The 18,861-nt window shown below is 38.8% G+C and carries 15 protein-coding genes and 1 pseudogene; 14 read left to right on the forward strand and 2 right to left on the reverse strand.

Annotated features, from left to right (window positions below; all coding sequences use genetic code 11):
- Window positions 1–80: 80 nt before the first annotated feature.
- Window positions 81–2,321 carry an ATP-dependent Clp protease ATP-binding subunit gene (locus HOY35_RS01430; RefSeq protein ID WP_172210235.1) on the reverse strand — a complete coding sequence of 747 codons (2,241 nt, stop codon included), beginning with the start codon at window positions 2,319–2,321 and terminating at the stop codon, window positions 81–83.
- A gap of 360 nt (window positions 2,322–2,681) precedes the next feature.
- On the opposite strand from HOY35_RS01430, the gene HOY35_RS01435 reads away from it, so the two are divergent.
- The 12 genes and pseudogenes from HOY35_RS01435 (at window position 2,682) to HOY35_RS01485 (ending at window position 15,666) form a co-directional block, all read left to right on the forward strand.
- Entirely contained in the window at window positions 2,682–2,948 is a 267-nt protein-coding gene (locus HOY35_RS01435) for a phosphocarrier protein HPr (protein WP_172210236.1), read from the forward strand.
- On the forward strand, window positions 2,948–4,678 hold the full coding sequence (gene ptsP, locus HOY35_RS01440; protein WP_172210237.1) for a phosphoenolpyruvate--protein phosphotransferase: 1,731 nt from the start codon (window positions 2,948–2,950) through the stop codon (window positions 4,676–4,678). Before HOY35_RS01435 ends, ptsP begins: the two co-directional genes overlap by 1 nt.
- A 661-nt stretch (window positions 4,679–5,339) precedes the next feature.
- The gene (dnaB, locus tag HOY35_RS01445) at window positions 5,340–6,692 is read left to right on the forward strand and encodes a replicative DNA helicase (RefSeq protein ID WP_172210238.1); all 1,353 of its coding nucleotides are present in this window, start codon (window positions 5,340–5,342) and stop codon (window positions 6,690–6,692) included.
- 24 nt (window positions 6,693–6,716) lie between these two features.
- A complete protein-coding gene (gene rsmG / locus HOY35_RS01450; protein WP_172210239.1) occupies window positions 6,717–7,430 on the forward strand; it encodes a 16S rRNA (guanine(527)-N(7))-methyltransferase RsmG in 714 nt (237 codons plus the stop codon).
- Window positions 7,431–7,991: 561 nt separating this feature from the next.
- Window positions 7,992–9,374: a bifunctional UDP-N-acetylglucosamine diphosphorylase/glucosamine-1-phosphate N-acetyltransferase GlmU gene (gene glmU, locus HOY35_RS01455; RefSeq protein ID WP_349627485.1), complete on the forward strand. Its 1,383-nt coding sequence runs from the start codon at window positions 7,992–7,994 to the stop codon at window positions 9,372–9,374.
- Between the two features lie 51 nt (window positions 9,375–9,425).
- Window positions 9,426–9,950, forward strand: a pseudogene (locus HOY35_RS13370) (nucleoside triphosphate pyrophosphatase); the annotation flags it as partial.
- A 9-nt stretch (window positions 9,951–9,959) separates the two neighbouring features.
- Window positions 9,960–10,421 carry a peptide-methionine (R)-S-oxide reductase MsrB gene (gene msrB / locus HOY35_RS13375; protein ID WP_213173239.1) on the forward strand — a complete coding sequence of 154 codons (462 nt, stop codon included), beginning with the start codon at window positions 9,960–9,962 and terminating at the stop codon, window positions 10,419–10,421.
- A gap of 2 nt (window positions 10,422–10,423) precedes the next feature.
- On the forward strand, window positions 10,424–11,008 hold the full coding sequence (gene ruvA / locus HOY35_RS01465; protein ID WP_172210241.1) for a Holliday junction branch migration protein RuvA: 585 nt from the start codon (window positions 10,424–10,426) through the stop codon (window positions 11,006–11,008).
- An 11-nt stretch (window positions 11,009–11,019) separates the two neighbouring features.
- On the forward strand, window positions 11,020–12,033 hold the full coding sequence (gene ruvB, locus HOY35_RS01470) for a Holliday junction branch migration DNA helicase RuvB (protein ID WP_172210242.1): 1,014 nt from the start codon (window positions 11,020–11,022) through the stop codon (window positions 12,031–12,033).
- A gap of 2 nt (window positions 12,034–12,035) precedes the next feature.
- Window positions 12,036–12,500 carry a low molecular weight protein-tyrosine-phosphatase gene (locus tag HOY35_RS01475; RefSeq protein WP_172210243.1) on the forward strand — a complete coding sequence of 155 codons (465 nt, stop codon included), beginning with the start codon at window positions 12,036–12,038 and terminating at the stop codon, window positions 12,498–12,500.
- 309 nt (window positions 12,501–12,809) lie between these two features.
- A complete protein-coding gene (gene trpS, locus HOY35_RS01480; RefSeq protein ID WP_172210244.1) occupies window positions 12,810–13,826 on the forward strand; it encodes a tryptophan--tRNA ligase in 1,017 nt (338 codons plus the stop codon).
- A 67-nt stretch (window positions 13,827–13,893) separates the two neighbouring features.
- The gene (locus HOY35_RS01485) at window positions 13,894–15,666 is read left to right on the forward strand and encodes a hypothetical protein (protein WP_172210245.1); all 1,773 of its coding nucleotides are present in this window, start codon (window positions 13,894–13,896) and stop codon (window positions 15,664–15,666) included.
- Between the two features lie 458 nt (window positions 15,667–16,124).
- Here HOY35_RS01485 and HOY35_RS01490 read toward each other — a convergent pair whose 3' ends face one another.
- Complete coding sequence (locus tag HOY35_RS01490) at window positions 16,125–16,763, reverse strand: YigZ family protein (RefSeq protein WP_216656306.1); 639 nt, start codon at window positions 16,761–16,763, stop codon at window positions 16,125–16,127.
- 104 nt (window positions 16,764–16,867) lie between these two features.
- Here HOY35_RS01490 and HOY35_RS01495 point away from each other — a divergent pair, with 104 nt between their 5' ends.
- A complete protein-coding gene (locus HOY35_RS01495) occupies window positions 16,868–18,151 on the forward strand; it encodes a DEAD/DEAH box helicase (RefSeq protein ID WP_172210246.1) in 1,284 nt (427 codons plus the stop codon).
- A gap of 1 nt (window position 18,152) precedes the next feature.
- Window positions 18,153–18,833 carry a ComF family protein gene (locus HOY35_RS01500; protein ID WP_172210247.1) on the forward strand — a complete coding sequence of 227 codons (681 nt, stop codon included), beginning with the start codon at window positions 18,153–18,155 and terminating at the stop codon, window positions 18,831–18,833.
- The last annotated feature ends 28 nt before the right edge of the window (window positions 18,834–18,861 follow it).

An 18,861-nucleotide genomic window follows, 5' to 3' on the forward strand; every position in this document is an offset into this window, starting at 1 on the left:
CCCTGATAAAAAAATGTTATCACAGTGATTATTTTTTGTTTAATTAGTGAAAATAGTATTAATTAAAATTAACTTGATTCTTACACGTTATCGATGCTGTCGGTTTGGACAGCAGTTTGTGCTGGGATTGCTTCATTAGACTCAATAATAATTTGATCATCCTTAAGCTTGGCAATTAATTGATGTGTCTCTGGATGCTCTAAATAATAATCAGCAATCTGATCTTCGATCGTATCTTGGATGGTTCGATTGAGTGGTCTAGCCCCCATTGCTGGATTGTAGCCTAGCTCAACGATTTTTTCCTTGACGGAGTCCTCAACTGCGAGGTGTAATTTTTGAGCCCTGAGCTGTTGATTAACCTCGTCTAAAAGAAGCGAAACAATACTTAAAAGATTGGTTTTGTTTAACGATTGGAACTCAACAATACTATCAAAGCGATTCAAAAATTCAGGATTGAAAAAATCTCCTAAATGATTTAAGACTGATTTTGTAGTACCTGCCTTGGCTGCCCCAAAGCCCACGCTTGCTTCAACATGGCTTGTCCCAGCATTACTGGTCATAATAATAATAGTATCTTTAAAGCTTACGGTTCTGCCTTGTGCATCGGTTAAGCGCCCGTCGTCTAGTATCTGTAAGAATAGGTGCATCACATCAGGATGCGCCTTTTCAACTTCGTCTAATAGAACAAGGCTATATGGATTACGGCGAACCTTTTCAGTGAGCTGTCCAGCCTCATCATAGCCAACATAGCCCGGTGGTGAGCCAATTAGTTTAGCGACACTATGTTTTTCCATATATTCACTCATATCAAAACGAATCATTGAATTTTCTGAGCCGAAGAGCTCCTTTGTAAGCTGCTTAGCTAATTCAGTCTTACCAACCCCTGTTGGTCCAACAAAGAGGAAGGAACCAATTGGACGTGAGGGCTTACCGAGACCGATTCGATTACGGCGAATGGCTTTGGCGACTTTATCAATTGCCTCGTCTTGACCTTTAACGTGCTTTTCCAAGTCTATCGCAAGATTAATTAGCTGTGTTTGCTCTTTTTGCTTCAAATCACCGACAGGAATGCCTGTTTTTTGCTCAACAATTCTTTCGATTTCTTTTTCGGTAATCACCGGTGTATTTTGCTCGTTGACTTCCTTTTTTTGCATTTCTTGGAGCTTAGTAATTTGATCCCGATAGTACGCAGCTTTTTCAAAGTCCTCGGCACGTGTGGCCTGCGTTTTTTGGGCTTCGGCAGCTTTAATTTTTTGCTCAATTTCCTTTGGATCAATAAATTGTAAGGTAAGATTCATTTTAGAGCCAGACTCGTCTAGTAAATCAATTGCCTTATCTGGTAAATAGCGATCTTGGATATAGCGATTGGAGAGGATAGCGGCTCCTTTAATCGCATCATCAGAATATTTAACATGATGATAATCCTCATAACGCTTTTGAATGCCTTTTAAGATTGTAATCGTTTCTTCAACACTAGGCTCATTAACCCGAACTGGTTGCATCCGACGTTCAAGTGCCGCATCCTTTTCAATGATTCGGTATTCATTAAGTGTTGTTGCACCGACTAGCTGCAATTCACCTCTTGCGAGTGCCGGTTTTAAAATATTACCAGCATCCATACTGCCATCGCCAGAGGCACCAGCACCAACAATTTCGTGAATCTCATCAATAAATAAAATCACATCATTACGTGCCTTGATTTCTTCGATTAGCTTTTGAATTCGCTCTTCAAATTGACCACGAATACCTGTACCTTGTACTAAAGAAGCAACATCCAGTCGGATTACTTCTTTATTTTGTAATTTTTGTGGTACATCACCATCCACAATCTTTTGTGCTAAGCCTTCTACAACAGCAGTTTTACCAACACCGGGCTCACCAATCAAAACTGGATTGTTCTTGGTACGGCGATTTAAAATTTCAATTACCCGTTTAATTTCTTGATTACGGCCAATTACTGGATCAATCTCACCTGCACGAGCTGATTCGGTAATATTGATGCCATATTCATCCAGAAGTCCATTTTTGTTGTTGCCATTATTAGGACGGCGAGGTGGTTGACCACCGGATTGTGTTGGTGGTGTTTGTGGATTACCATAGCCCCCTAAGGATCTTAACATTTGGTCGAAATTTTCTAAATTGAATGGGTCGTTAATATTATTGTTATTAGCCATATTTTGATTATTAAAATTTTGTGAACCATATTCGCGTTTTAGCTCTTGATAGCAGGACTGACATAAATCAGTTTGCTGCTTTTGACCATTAACGCTGGTAAACAGGTGAATCGTCGCTTCATTAGTATTGCAATTTTGACAAATCATAAATTCACACCTTTCCTGTGAAAGCCGAGAGAATCACATACTAAGCTTTGTATAAGCATTAAAATACCCCTTTTGATTCTCATGACCAGAATAACTATAAATCAGCAGTGATGAATCAATAAAATTATTGACCAATACTGACCTTTGATATTTTGATTATAAATGCTTCCTCTAAAATGTGCAAGGATTTTGTTTGCAATAAGTAAGTTACCAATCATAAAATTAGAAAATCATTTAGAGACTTTTTTACTGATTTTCTTCACTATCGGTTGTCAAAAACGTTTTATTTTGTTACAATCTCTTAATGTAAGGGTTTTTAAATAACTCTAAAATTCTACTTTACTAAAGGAGACTATAATTATGGCATCAAAGGATTTTCACATTGTAGCTGAAACAGGGATTCATGCACGTCCAGCAACTCTATTAGTTCAAACTGCAAGTAAATTTACTTCAGATATTAACTTAGAGTATAAAGGTAAATCAGTAAATCTTAAATCAATCATGGGTGTAATGTCACTTGGTGTTGGTCAAGGTGCTGACGTTACAATTTCTGCTGAAGGGGCAGATGCAGATGACGCACTTACTGCAATCTCAGAAACAATGGCGAAAGAAGGTTTGGCTGGATAATGACAGAATTGCTTAAAGGAATTGCAGCCTCAGACGGTGTTGCAGTTGCTAAAGCTTATCTGCTTGTTCAACCTGACTTATCTTTTACTACTGAAAATGTAGAAGATACTGATGCACAAGAAGCTCGCTTAGATGCTGCCTTAGCAGAATCTAAAAGCGAGCTTAGTGCTATCCGGGAGAAAGCAGCTAAAAGCTTAGGGGAAGAAGAAGCACAAGTTTTTGATGCACATTTAATGGTTTTATCAGATCCTGAAATGGTTAATGGGATTAAAGAAAATATTCGCGCTAAAAAAGTTAATGCGGAAGCAGCCTTGAAAGAAGTAACTGATACTTTTATCACGATTTTTGAAGGTATGGATGACAATCCTTATATGCAAGAACGTGCAGCTGATATTCGTGACGTAACAAAGCGCATTTTGGCACACTTATTAGGTGTTACTTTACCAAATCCTGCAATGATTAACGAAGAAGTAATTGTTGTCGCGCATGATTTGACACCTTCAGATACTGCACAGTTAAATCGTGAATTTGTTAAAGCATTTGTGACTGATATTGGTGGTCGAACTTCTCACTCAGCGATTATGGCACGCTCACTAGAAATCCCAGCGATTGTTGGGACAAACAATGTGACTGCACTTGTTTCGGCTGGCACAATTCTTTCTGTAAATGGGATTACAGGTGAGACAATTATTGAGCCAACTGCTGAACAGATTGCTGATACTGAAGCTGCTGGTAAAGCCTTTGCTGAACAAAAGGCAGAATGGGAATTATTAAAAGACGCTGAAACGGTTACTGCTGACGGTAAACATTTTGAGCTAGCTGCAAATATTGGTACGCCAAAAGATGTCGTCGGCGTTAATAATAACGGTGGCGAAGCAGTTGGACTATATCGTACTGAGTTTTTATATATGGAATCACAAGATTTCCCAACAGAAGACGAGCAGTATGAAGCCTATAAGGCTGTTTTAGAAGGTATGAATGGCAAGCCTGTTGTCGTTCGGACAATGGATATTGGTGGGGATAAAGAGCTACCATACTTTGATTTACCAAAAGAAATGAATCCATTCTTGGGCTATCGTGCTTTACGCATCTCTATTTCTGAAAGCGGCGACCAAATGTTTAGAACACAGCTGCGTGCTTTATTACGTGCTTCAGTTCACGGTAAATTACGTATTATGTTCCCAATGGTAGCGTTGCTAACAGAATTCCGTCAAGCTAAGAAGGTTTATGACGAAGAAAAGGCAAAATTAATTGCTGAAGGTGTTACTGTTGCTGACGATATTCAAGTCGGTATTATGATTGAAATTCCGGCTGCGGCTGTTTTAGCAGATCAATTTGCTAAAGAGGTGGATTTCTTCTCAATTGGTACAAATGACTTGATTCAATATACAATGGCTGCTGACCGGATGAATGAACAAGTATCTTACCTCTATCAGCCATACAACCCATCTATTTTGCGTTTAATTAAAAACGTGATTGATTCTGCTCATAAAGAAGGTAAATGGGCTGGTATGTGTGGTGAAATGGCTGGTGATCAAACGGCTGTGCCATTATTAGTCGGTATGGGCTTAGATGAATTTTCAATGAGTGCGACTTCAATTTTGAAGACTCGTAGTTTAATGAAGCGTTTAGACACATCTAAGATGAAAGAGCTAGCTGATAAGGCATTGACTGAATGTGCAACGCTTGAAGAGGTTGTTGCTTTAGTTGATCAATATGTTGGTGAATAAATAATTTACAATTAGCAATGAGTGCTTGTCTTTAGATGAGTACTCATTGTTTTTTGTTTTTTAAACATCTACCCTTAATCCTTAATCGTTGATCGTTAATTGTTAATTGCGCCATGATATAAGACTTCACAGGCTAGAAAGGTGCGCTATAAGCTGATAAATAGACAGGCAAAATGCGCCTTTACTATTTCTCAGACTTATGTCAACTTTCCTAAACGAGCCTACTTAAGCCCCTTTTTTGAATTCTGGCTGCGCCAGAAGAATGCTTACACATTCGTTTACTCTGTAAACCTCAAACCATGTCGTAAAAACACACGCTCCAAGAAAAGGCGTTGAGGTTGATCAGCTGGATTAGCTGGAAGGCAAGTCCAGACGTCTTAGTACTTTAGTGCATAGAAGTCGTGGATGCGAATCGTAATTTATCTTTGCGATGCTAATCGCTTAGAGAAATAAGATGTAGCCTTTCTCTAAAGCACTCGCACTGAGCTGTGGCTTTGGCCCAGTGATTGCGAAGCGTGCTTGATGTCTAAAAATGATTTAGCAAATCATTTTTAGACCGATTCCGCTTAGTGTTTTTGTTAATTGTTAATTGTTCCCTGTTCATTGTTAATTGGATAAATGCTATAATAAGACTATTGAATTTTGGTAGGAGGAAAAGTGAATGGCAGAGGAACTTATTGAGCGTAGTATGCCCAGTGATCTTGAAGCAGAGATTGCAACGCTAGGCTCGATCATCTTAGATTCGGAGCGAATGATAGAAGTCAGGGAATTTGTTTCAACGGATGATTTTTATAAATACAGTCACCGAATCATTTTTCAAGCGATGATGGATTTGTCGGATCGAAGAGAGCCTGTTGAAGCCATTACCTTAATTAATCAACTTAAGCAAAGTGGTCAATTAGAAGAAATTGGTGGTGTGTCGGCGGTTACTGATTTAGTAGCAACCCTGCCAGGGACGGCTGCCAATGCAGTTTATTATGCAAAGATTGTTGAGGAGAAAAGCCTTTCAAGAAAATTAATTCGTGCGCTTACTGAAACGACAACCAAGGTCTATGATGGTGAGGGGAAGATTGATGATTTAATTAGTGATACAGAGGCCAAGCTTTTATCCATCAATGATAAGCGTAATGGTGCTGGTTTTCGAGCAATTAGCGATATTTTAAACTTGAATTTTGATGAAATTGAACGGCTTTCAAGGCAGAATGATACGATAACTGGTATTGCAACTGGTTATCGTGATTTGGATAAAATGACAACAGGCTTGCATGAGGAGGAATTAATTATTTTGGCGGCACGACCTGCTGTTGGTAAAACGGCCTTTGCCTTAAATATTGCCCAAAATATTGCAACAAAGCAGGATAGAACGGTAGCCATTTTTTCACTTGAAATGGGTGCGGAATCATTGGTAAATCGGATGATTGCCGCTGAGGGTAGTATCGACGCCTATGCGTTACGTACAGGCTCCTTGACCGAAGAGCAATGGCAGAGCTTAACGGTGGCTATGGGTACCTTATCAAGAGCGAGTATCTATATTGATGATACGCCCGGGATAAAAATTACCGAAATTCGCTCAAAGGCGCATAAATTAGCCCAGCAAACGGGCAATTTAGGCTTGATTTTGATTGACTACCTACAGCTGATTTCTGGTACGGGACGCGAAAACCGACAGCAAGAGGTTTCCGAAATTTCGCGTCAATTGAAAATTTTGGCAAAGGAGTTAAAGGTACCAGTGATGGCTTTATCGCAGCTTTCTCGTGGAGTAGAGCAGCGTCAAGATAAGCGCCCGGTTTTATCTGATATCCGTGAATCAGGTTCAATTGAGCAGGATGCAGATATTGTCGCCTTTTTATATCGTGAAGATTATTATCGAGGCGAGGATGGTGAGGAACCGATACCGAATGACACAGTTGAAGTCATTATTGAAAAAAACCGAAGCGGTTCACGGGGCACGGTAGAATTATTATTCAAAAAGGAATTTAATAAGTTTACCAATATTTCTAAGCGTGAAGCGTAAAATCAATCAATTGAGTGAGGCGAGATGAAACCAGAAGAATTTATTGAACAATTAAAAAAAGATGGCTTTGCTTTAAGTCAGCAGCAGCTTCAACAATTTAATGATTACTTTCATTTATTAGTTGAATGGAACCAAAAAATTAATCTAACAGCAATTGTTGAGCGAAATGAGGTATATTTAAAGCATTTCTATGATTCAATTGCACCTGTTAGTCACCAGCTCATTTATAATCAGCCATTGCGTTTATTGGATGTTGGCGCAGGTGCCGGCTTTCCAAGTATTCCGATAAAAATTATTTTTCCCGAAATGGAAATTCATATTTTGGATTCCTTAAATAAGCGTTTAACCTTTTTAACAAACTTGATTGAAAAATTAAACTTGAAAAAAGTCTATTTACATCATGGTCGTGCCGAGGATTTAGGTCAGGATATGAGCTATCGAGGTAGTTTTGACATCGTCACTGCACGTGCTGTGGCCAGATTGAATGTTTTAGTTGAGCTTACCTTGCCCTTTTTAAAAAAGAATGGGCAGCTAATTGCTCTTAAAGCAGCGCAATCGCCAGAAGAATTGACGGAAGCACGTCAGGCAATTGCCCTATTAGGCGGTAAGCTCAGCAAAGCAATTGATTATCAGTTACCAAATGGAGATGCTCGATTTATGCTGGTAATTGATAAGAAAAAAGAAACGCCTAAAAAATATCCAAGGCGCGCTGGTGTGCCAAATAAAAAACCTTTGTAAACAATTAACAATTAATAATTAATAAAAACACTAAGCGGAATCGGTCTAAAAATGATTTGTCAAATCATTTTTAGACATCAAGCACGCTTCGCAATCACTGTGCCAAAGCCACAGCTCAGTGCGAGTGCTTAAGAGAAAGGCTACATCGTATTTCTTTAAGCGATTTGCATCGCAAAGAGAAATTACGATTCGCATCCACGACCTCTAAGCACTAAAGTGCTAAGACGTCTGGACTTGCTTTCCAGCTTATCAACCGCAACGCCTAGTCAACACCTAAGCGGAAAATCCGCTAAGGCACGTTGCCACTAGCTTTTCCGTAAGCCACTAAAGTGGCAACTTCAATGCCATAGCAAATTAGATAAAATATAGTTGAAATAAAACCCATTTCAGCTAAATTTTTCTAAATTTGTACGGCGCTGAACGCGGTGGAACGCCTTTTCTTGGAGCGTGTGTTTTGTGGCATGATATTGAGTTTTACAGCGTTAATGAATGCGAAGCATTCTTCTGGCGTAGGCAGAACTCAAAACGTTTTGTAATTAATAAGACTAGAGGAGAATAACTGTGAATCGTTATGCAATTATTTTAGCAGCGGGTAAGGGTACCCGTATGCAATCAAATTTATATAAGGTGCTTCATCATGTCGCTGGTAAACCAATGGTTGTTCATGTTTTAGAGGCTGTTGAAAATTTAAAGCCTGAGAAGATCATTACGGTTGTCGGTCATGGTGCCAATGAGGTCAAGTCAGCACTAGGCAATCAGACTGAGTTTGTTTTACAGGCTGAGCAGCTTGGCACTGGTCATGCAGTCATTCAAGCCGAGGCCTTGTTAAAAGATTTATCAGGTCATACCTTAGTGACGTATGGTGACACGCCACTCTTAACTGCTGAAACACTAGACTTAGCCTTTCAATTTCATCAGGATAATCAAATGAAGGCTACCGTATTAACAGCGATTGCACCAGATCCTTTTGGTTATGGTCGAATTATCCGAGACGAAGAGCAAAATGTTGTGGCAATTATTGAGCAAAAGGATGCTAATGCTACTGAAGCAGCGATTACTGAAATTAATACAGGTACCTATATTTTTGATAATCGTCTTTTATTTGAAGCCTTAGCACAGGTTGATACCAATAATGCACAGGGTGAATTTTATGTTACTGATGTGATTGGTATACTCAAAGCGGCAGGTGAAAAGGTCGGTGCATATATTATGCCTGATTTTAATGAATCACTAGGTGTCAACGATCGTGTACAGCTAGCCTTTGCTGAAAAGGTGCTACGAAAGCGGATTAATGAACAGCATATGCGCAATGGTGTGACTTTAATTGATCCAGCAACAGTCTATATCGAAAGTGATGTCAAAATTGGTCGCGATACGATTATTGAAGCAGGTGTGCGCTTAAAGGGTCAAACGGTGATTGGTGCTAATAATTTTATTTCATCAGGCACAGAAATCATTGATTCGACAACAGAGGATTCAGTTTCAATTCGCCAGTCGGTGATTGAAGAAAGCTTTATCGGTCGAGGCAGTGATGTTGGCCCATTTGCGCATTTGCGTCCAAAATCAAAGCTGCTAGAGAATGTTCATGTTGGTAATTTTTCAGAAATTAAAAATGCAACTCTAGGCAATGGGACTAAGGTTGGTCATTTAACTTATGTTGGAGATGCTACGGTTGGCAAATCAGTTAATTTTGGCGCTGGTACGATTTTAGTCAATTATGATGGTAAAAATAAATTCCAGACAGAAATTTCGGATTACGCCTTTATTGGTAGCAATTCTAATCTTGTTTCACCATTAAAAATCGGAGCAAATGCTTTAATTGCAGCTGGTTCAACAATCACCAAGGATGTTGCTGCTGATGATTTGTCAATTGGACGTGCTAAGCAAGTCAATAAAACAGCTCGTGCTAAAGGGAAGCCACACTACCATAATTTAGATAATTAATTTAAATAATTATTAATAACCTTTATGATATATAAAAGAAAGGAGGCATTGATGTTAATTCTTGCTTCAAGCTCACCAAGACGTCAAAAATTATTGAGAAGAATTACAAAAGATTTTGAAATATTGCCGGCAGATATTGATGAAGCAGCTCGAAATGGGGAATCACCTAGAGATTATGTTCAACGGATGAGTGTTGAAAAGGCAGCCGTAATTCAACAAAAACGACCAATCGATATTGTGATTGCCGCCGATACGATTGTGGCGACAAAAACAGAGATTCTAGGTAAACCGGCTAATCGTCAGGCTGCCAAAAGAATGCTAAGTCAGTATAGTGAGTCATCACATTATGTGCTGACTGGCGTCACGCTTCAATTTAAAAAGCAAATTAAAACCTTTGTGGTTGGGGCAAAGGTACATTTTTATCCAATGTCTGAGCAAGAAATTGAGCATTATTTGGATACGAATGAGTGGCAGGATAAGGCAGGTGCTTATGCCATTCAGGGTGCGGCTTCATTATTTATTAAGGGCATTGAGGGGGACTATTTAACGATTGTGGGCTTTCCAATTGCCAAAATTTATCATGAGCTGCCACCGTTTTTTGAGGCAGAAAGTCAGTATCAAGCAAGCTTAGATAAAAAAGCAGCCGAACAATTAGAACCGACTGCTTATCAGGTGACGAGGCAAGCTGCAACAGAGCGCCCGTTTAGTGGGAAATACGACCAATTTAATGACGAGGGCATCTATGTTGATCCTTTGTCTGGCGAGGTTTTATTTTCTTCAACGGATAAATTCGATGCAGGCTGCGGTTGGCCAGCATTTGCCAAACCAGTTAGCGATTTAAGAGAGCTAACGGATAGCTCTCACCAAATGGTGCGAACAGAGGTTAAAAGCTTATCAAGTGATGCGCATCTCGGTCATGTTTTTGATGATGGTCCAAAAGCATTGGGTGGATTAAGATATTGTATTAATTCGGCAGCCTTAAAATTTATTCCTAAAGACGAAATGGAGGACAAAGGCTATGGCAAGTATCTCAGCCTTTTTAATTAATTATGTATGACTATTTTATTGGAAAGATTACAGAAATTACCCCTTATTACATTGTCGTTGAAGTGAATCAGATTGGTTATTTAGTCCAAGTTGCCAATCCGTATGCTTTTTCAAGTCGGTTAAATACTGAAGCTAAAATCTTTATCCATCAGGTTGTCAGAGAGGACAATGAGAGCTTATTTGGCTTTAAGTCAATGGCGGATAAGGCATTATTTCTTAAATTAATTGCGGTAACAGGCATTGGTCCAAAGTCGGCCTTAGCCATTTTAGCGGCTGAGGACAATGATGGCTTGCTTTTTGCAATTCAAAATAACGATATTAAGTATTTAATGAAATTTCCGGGTGTTGGGAAAAAAACGGCTGGTCAGTTAGTGGTAGACCTGCAGGATAAGCTAAAGGCATATCAAATGACAACTGCTGCTAAGACGCCAATTGCTAACAGCCGATTGGATGAGGCGATTGAGGCATTGATGGCACTTGGGTATAAGCAAAGAGAGATTGAAAGAGTAAAAAAAGGGCTAGAAGCTATGCAGCTGGATTCAACGGATGCCTATATTTCAAGCGCACTAAAATTATTGATTAAATAGAGGTGTTAGCAATGGATGACGAAGGAAGAATTATGGATGGCGATGCCAAGAATGAAGATATTTTTGAAAAGAGCTTACGTCCTCAGCTATTAAGTCAATATATTGGTCAAGATAAGGTTAAAGAGCAATTGGATGTTTTCATCCAAGCTGCTAAGGCACGTGAGGAGGCAATGGATCATGTGTTGCTATTTGGACCTCCTGGGCTTGGTAAAACAACGATGGCTTTTGTCATCGCCAATGAGCTCGGTGTTAACCTGAAACAAACCTCCGGACCTGCGATTTCAAAGCCGGGTGATTTGGTGGCAATTTTAAATGAGCTTGAGCCAGGTGATGTCTTATTTATTGATGAAATCCACCGATTACCACGCGAAGCGGAAGAATTACTTTATTCGGCGATGGAGGATTTTTATATTGATATCATGATTGGTCAAGGTGATACGGTCAGACCTGTGCATTTTCCATTACCACCTTTCACCATGGTTGGTGCAACAACGAGAGCTGGGATGTTAAGTGAGCCGTTACGCGCACGCTTTGGAATTATTGAGCACATGGAATACTATGAAATCTCTGACCTTGAAGAGATTGTAAAACGAACAGCATCTATTTTTGAGATTGAAATTTTAGAGGATGGTGCACACGAAATCGCACGCCGTAGTCGTGGTACACCGCGAATTGCCAATCGATTATTAAAAAGAGTTCGTGATTTTGCACAAATTAAGTTTGATGGCGTGATTAATCAAGAGGTTACTGATTCAGCGTTATTGATTTTAGGAGTTGACCATGCGGGTTTAGATTATGTTGACCAAAAATTATTAAAAACATTGATTGATTTATATCATGGTGGCCCAGTTGGTTTAGGTACACTTTCAGTCAATATTTCAGAAGATCAGGAAACGGTTGAGGATATGTACGAACCTTTCTTAATTCAACAAGGCTTTATGATGCGGACACGTCAAGGTCGTATTGCAACGGAAAAGGCATATTTACATTTTGGTTATGAGCCAAATCAGATTTTTGAGGTGTAGTGATGGTTAAAGTATTATTTATCTGCTTAGGTAATATTTGCCGAAGCCCGATGGCTGAGTTTATTTTTCGTGATTATGTTGCGCGGCACGGTGCACAAGACGATTTTGAGATTGCCAGTGCTGCCACAAGTAACTGGGAGCATGGTAATCCTGTGCATTCAGGCACAGTTAAAATTTTAAAGTCGCTTGGCTTGAAGACTGACAATAAGACTTCTCGGCCGGTAACCCGTAATGATTTTTATGATTATGACTGGATTATCGGCATGGATTTGAATAATGTTACCGATTTAAAGCAAATTGCGCCTTGCGATGCCACTGCTAAAGTGGCTTCATTTTTAAGTGTTGTGCCTGAGTTGGCAAATACCGGTGTCCCTGACCCTTATTATTCTGGTAATTTTAAGCAAACCTATGAATTAGTTCAGCTTGGAACGGTTGCTTGGTTTGAAAAACTGCAGCCTGAAAATTGATAACTTTATTTTGAATTTAAAGATAGCATACATATAAATATAGACAAAGTGTGGCGAGTTGCACTTTGTCTTTTTGAAGAGGGATGGCATGCGTGTGAATTCGGAATTGTTTCCCGGAAAGAATACCAAATTCACCAAGTAATGCCTGTTTTTCTGCGAATTCGGAATTGTTTCTGCGAAAGTCCCTTATTTGTTTGATGCTTATTCTCAATTTCATTGTGCAGACTAGCGTCAGGTTTGCTATAATTAAGAAAGATTTTATCTGGGATAACAGTATGAAATGAATCTAGCAAGTATTGGAGTAAGATAATGACAAAATCAGTAATTTTAACAGGTGATCGTCCAACAGGTAAATTACATATTGGGCATTACGTTGGTTCTTTGAAAAATCGAGTAAATTTGCAAAATGAAGGCAAGCATCAGCTGTTTGTTTTCTTGGCGGATCAGCAAGCCCTGACCGATCACGCTAAAGAGCCCGAAAAGATTCGTCAAAGCATTGGTGAGGTAGCTTTGGACTATCTAGCAGTAGGTTTAGATCCGACCAAGACGACAATCTTTATTCAAAGTCAAATTCCTGAAATCGCCGAATTAACAATGTACTATATGAATTTGGTAAGTGTTGCAAGGCTCCATCGAAATCCAACTGTTAAAACAGAAATTGCACAAAAGGGCTTTGGCGAAGGTGTTCCGGTTGGCTTCTTTGTCTATCCTGTTTCTCAGGCTGCGGATATTACGGCATTTAAGGCCAATTATGTACCGGTTGGTGAAGATCAAGCACCAATGATTGAGCAAACAAGAGAAATTGTTCGTAGCTTTAATCACGCCTATAAGACGGACACGCTTGTTGAACCAGAAGGCATTTATCCAGCCAAAAATGCTGGTCGTTTACCAGGTATTGATGGTAATGCTAAGATGAGTAAATCAATGAATAATGGTATTTACTTATCAGATGATGCGGATACCGTTCAAAAAAAAGTGATGAGTATGTATACAGATCCAGAGCACATTCGCGTTGAGGATCCGGGTAAGGTAGAAGGTAATATGGTATTTTATTATCTAGATGTTTTTGGTAAGGATAAAACGAAAATTGCAGAGCTAAAGGCACACTATCAAAAGGGTGGCTTAGGTGATGTTAAGGTTAAACGTTATTTAGATGAGGTTTTGCAGGCGGAGCTAGAACCAATTAGAAATCGTCGATTGGAATATGCCAAGGATATGGGCGCCGTTTATAAAATGCTTGAAGAAGGTAGCGAAAAAGCGCGTCAGGTTGCAGCTCAAACATTAGATGAAGTTAAATCAGCAATGGGCTTGAATTACTTTAAATAAAAACTAAAAGGTATCAACGATTAGGTAATCCTATCAATAGAAGTAATCAGCTGGTGGATTAGTTTAATTGATTGTTGAAAAGGGAGAGGTAAGTAATTTGGAAGAAACAGTTATTTCAGGTCGGAGTAGAAAGCATAGACGAGAGGCTCATACTAATAATAAAATACTGCCACCGTTTTTTACTTCATTTTCTTTGTTAATTGTAAGTATGATTTTGAGCTTGACCTTATTTGCAAGTCCGTTAACACGTCAATTACCAACCTCTGAGGCGAGCTTTGCTCGTTTTGCAGCGATGATGATGAATAAGGGTGGGGTACCCTATCTAGATTTTGTAACCGATAAGGGCATTATCTATTTGCTAATCAATCAGCTTGGAAACATTCAAATTTTTAATGTATCATTATCGTTATTTATTCAAATTTTTATTTATTTTTTTGTCGGATTATTAATTAATGCCAGTATTCAGCGAGTAGTAAAGCACGATAAAATTAGTCTTATCATTACTATTTTTTCAATGCTTACCTTGGCTAGATTAACTCTAGGTGGAGAGACTGCAGCTCTTTATGCGATGCCTTTTCTTACTTTAGCGTTTTATCTCATGTTTAACCGAATCATGAATTATGAGCATACTAGCGATGAAGCAATGATTCTTTTCGGACTTTCAGGTGCCATGCTTGCGTTTATTGATGCCAGTCAGCTTGTACTTTGGTTGCTATTGGCGGTGACATGGCTTATCGTAAGCATCTCAGGGAAAAGTTTTAAGCAGTTTGTTTATCAATTGCTTTGCTTGATATTTGGTGCGCTTTTAATCATTTTTCCAATTATTATTTTTACTTCGGTGTCTGGAAATCTTAATGGTATGCTACAAAGCACTTTCAGTAATCGTCTACTTAATTTATTTTCGACCAATCAAAGCAGCTTGTTGGATAATGTGATTAGTGGTGGCTTTATTTTATTAGTCTATGGCTTGTTGATTTCGGTCATGCCATTACTTATCAGCTTGTTTAAGCCAACGAATCAACGCTCATTACATTTTTTCCTATTTATCTATAATGCTGTCGGTTTAGCCATTTATCTCTTTTCGACCACTAACCAGCTTAATATATTAGCTGCTGTTATACCGAGTTTGGCAATTAGCACAGCCTTATGGTTAAGAACATTGATTTCATGGCGAATTTTACCGCAGCTGTCAATTCAAAAGATTTCTGTGTTGGGGGTTTTATTGTTATTTATTATTGGTAATATTTTCTTACCGATAGTTGGATTAGTGAACTATGGTAATAATACCTATCGTTTAATGCAGACCTCGAAAAAGGATCAGCAGGCAGAATTAATTGCGGATTATATTGCCGATAATTCAAAGACACAGGCCTTAATTTATGTCTGGGAGGCTGATAGTAATATTTATTATCTTGCAAATCGCCGCCCAGCAGCAAATTATACCTTGCAATCAACGATTGATTTTAATAATTATCGAAATAGAAATACTAAAATTGTGTCGCAAATTAAGGATAGTCAGCCTAAATATTTTGTTATTCCTACCAATATTGTTAAGAATGGAGAGCAGCTGAAAGGCTGGTCAAAAACCTTGTATCAATATGTGACGGACAATTATCAATGGGTAACAATTGATCGAGTTTCCAAGGATAGCTATTATGTTGGAGAGCTAAAAGAGAGTGCGGCAGCAGAAAGCACTGAAGAGGGCGTTGAAGAATCTATGACCGTACCTGATGAGAGCGTGACTGAAAGCTCAAGTGAAGAAGGACAGACAGCAACAGATTCAACAGAAGCCGTGGTAGCAGATTCGACGACAACAGATACTGTTGAAGAGGGCTATTAATGGCTTAATTGAAAAAAGCTGAGCTAAAAGACAGTTATTTAATGCCATCACAAAAGTGATCTGTGAGCTTTTATTCAAGCTTATTATGCTGGACAGGCGACTATTTTAAAACATTATTGATAGTTCTAAAGAGAATATTCACAAAGGACCTTAGTTAAAGCAGCTGAAGTCTTGTAAAACGAAGATTTTGAGGGAGCTTGCAAAGTGTATGTCAGCATGACAAATTGAAGATATTGCTTGTAAACGCTTGGGAATTTATCTATTTGTTGATGGTAGTAGCTACCATCTTGGTGACATACGGAGAAGCTATGACGGCGTGATTTAGCGGATTTTCCGCTTAGGCGTTGACTAGCTGCTGGTGCATTGTCCACCGTAAATTACGAAAATATGAAAGGAGGTAGGACTTTTGTCCCACCTCCTTTTGTGTCATTTTATCAGAAAATTGCTTTTTTCATGCTCTATTTTTGTGGTAGATAATCTACTTCTCGATATGTTTGTTCGCCGGTTTGAATTGTGATCTTGCCATTCATTCGATTATTGAGTGCGTTGATAAATGAAGCAGAATCGGCTATTCGAATATAAATGTCGGCACTCACCCTGTCAGTAAATACTAAATTTTCAAGCTGATATTGATAAAGCTTAGCATCATTTTCAAGCTGATTATAGAGCTGGTAGTCGATTAAGATGCGGATTCCTTGTAGCAAATGACTTTCAACAATGCCGATATGTTGAATGGTTTCCTTAGCGCTATTGCCATAAGCACGGATTAGACCACCAGTACCAAGCTTGATGCCACCAAAATAACGCGTCACAAGCACTAGACAGTTGACCAATTCTAATTTTTTTAGAATTTCAAGCATTGGAATGCCAGCTGTACCGCTTGGCTCACCATCATCAGAAAATCGCTGAATTTCTTGCTTTAAGCCGAGCGTATAGGCCGAACAGTTATGATTTGCCCGATAATGTTCTTTTTTGATTTCATTGATGATTTCCTTTGCTTCAATTTCGGATGAAATGCGATAGGCATGGCAAATAAATCTTGATTTTTTTATGACCATCTCCAAGCTACCATTTGCTTTAATTGTTTTATAATCCATAAGTATTCTCAGCCGAAGTGATTTCGTCTGTTAAGCCTCCAATTTTTCATTATTATAATAGTCATTATAGCAATTTTTTTACGAAATAAATAATGGGGAATTTAATGGAAAAATATTATGGGCGTCGTTTAGTGAAAAAGGAGCTACCAGATCAATTTTTGACTCAGCTAGAGAAAATGCCGAGTATGATTGAAAGGGGCACAAAAATCCAATGTCAGCGCTGTGGTGCGTTATTGGATAAGGCACTCGTTAAGCTACCGGATCATAGCTTTTACTGTCCTGCTTGTATTGTCATGGGAAGGGTGAAAAGTAGTGAGTCATTATATTACTATCCAGAGCTACCAAAGCAAGCAATATCAGCCTCAGTTTTAAACTGGCAGGGTCAATTAACAGCGCCGCAATCAGTAATTTCTAAAGCATTGGTCTCGTCAACCTCTGATATTTTAGTCCATGCAGTGACTGGTGCGGGTAAGACTGAGATGATTTATCAGCGTTTAGCTAAGGGATTAATGGCTGGAGAGCATATTTGCTTGACGTCACCTCGAGTAGATGTTTGTATTGAAATTTATCAAAGACTGACAAGAGATTTTAAGGTGCCAATACGTTTACTCTATGCTCACGGTGATGAATACGAACACTCCAATTTAGTCGTTTGCACGGTTAATCAGCTAATGCGCTTTTATCAAAGCTTTGATTTGATTATTGTTGACGAGGTTGATGCCTTTCCATTAGTAAATAATCCCAATTTAATGTGGGCAATTGATAAAGCCAAAAAAAGTGGTGCTCAAACCATCTATTTGACTGCGACACCAACTGTGACCTTAAAAACTAAAGTAGCTAGTGGTGAGCTTGAAGCGCTAGTTTTAGCTAAACGGTTCCACGGCTTTCCGCTGGTTCTACCAAAATTTAAATGGTGTTCTAACATTTTAGGATTAATTCAAAAGGGCAGCCTACCAAGAAAAATTCATAAATGTATTTCCAAACAGCGTCTGACTCGGTTTCCCTTATTAATTTTTATGCCGGAAATCAAGCTTGGCAAGCAGCTACGACAGATTTTACAGGGGGCCTTTCCAAGTGAAACGATTGGTTTTATTGCTTCGGAATCTGAGAATCGCAAGGCCATTTCCCAGCGATTTAAGTCTGGGGAATATACGATACTAATTGCTACCACTGTTTTAGAGCGTGGTGTGACCTTTTCCAAGATTGATTGTCTTGTAATTGCGAGTCATCATCGAATTTTTACAACTGAAAGCTTAGTGCAAATTGCAGGTCGTGTCGGTCGGGACAAGCGCCGCCCAACAGGACAATTGATATTCTTTCATCAAGGAAGGACTCGGGCAATGAAGCAAATGTATCGCGAGATTCAACAAATGAATCGAGAGGTCTAAGATGGTTTGTCTAATTTGTTCAAAAAAAGTTTATTCTTATTATTTGACACGTCAATTGGTTAATTTGGTCTATCAGCAGGCACCAGTCATTTGTGAGGTCTGCTTGGCTCAATTTGAAAAAATAACTGGCAATTGCCAAAGATGTGGTGGTATTGATTCACTTAAGTCATCTATTTGTCAGGATTGCTTATACTGGGAAAAGCAGGATTATCTGGTTAGCCATCAAGCGATATTTTGCTATAATCAGGCAATGCAGACCTATTTTTCGAATTATAAGTTTAGTGGTGATTATCGACTGCGTTTTGTATTTGCAAAACAGCTAGCAGAAATTATCAACATGCGTTATCGTGACTTTCTGGTGGCTCCAATTCCGATTTCAAAAGGACGCATGGCAATTCGTGGCTTTAACCAAGTCATCGGTTTATTAGAGGCAGCTGAAATAAAATATACTTGCTTATTAAATAAACCAAATGAGGCATTAGCTCAGTCAAGTAAAACCAAGGAGGATAGATTAAAAATCACTCAGCCCTTTGAAATAAATCCTACTGTTAAAATTGATAATAGGCAAAAAATATTATTAGTGGATGATATTTATACCACAGGTAGTACGCTCTACCAAGCAACTAAATGCATTAAACAGGTGGGGGTTAAACAAATTTCTACCCTTTCACTTGCCAGATAATAATTGTTGAATTTCAATTGTTAGTTTT

The sequence above is a fragment of the Enterococcus sp. MMGLQ5-1 genome (genome assembly GCF_013155265.1).
Classification (GTDB): Bacteria; Bacillota; Bacilli; order Lactobacillales; family Streptococcaceae; genus MMGLQ5-1.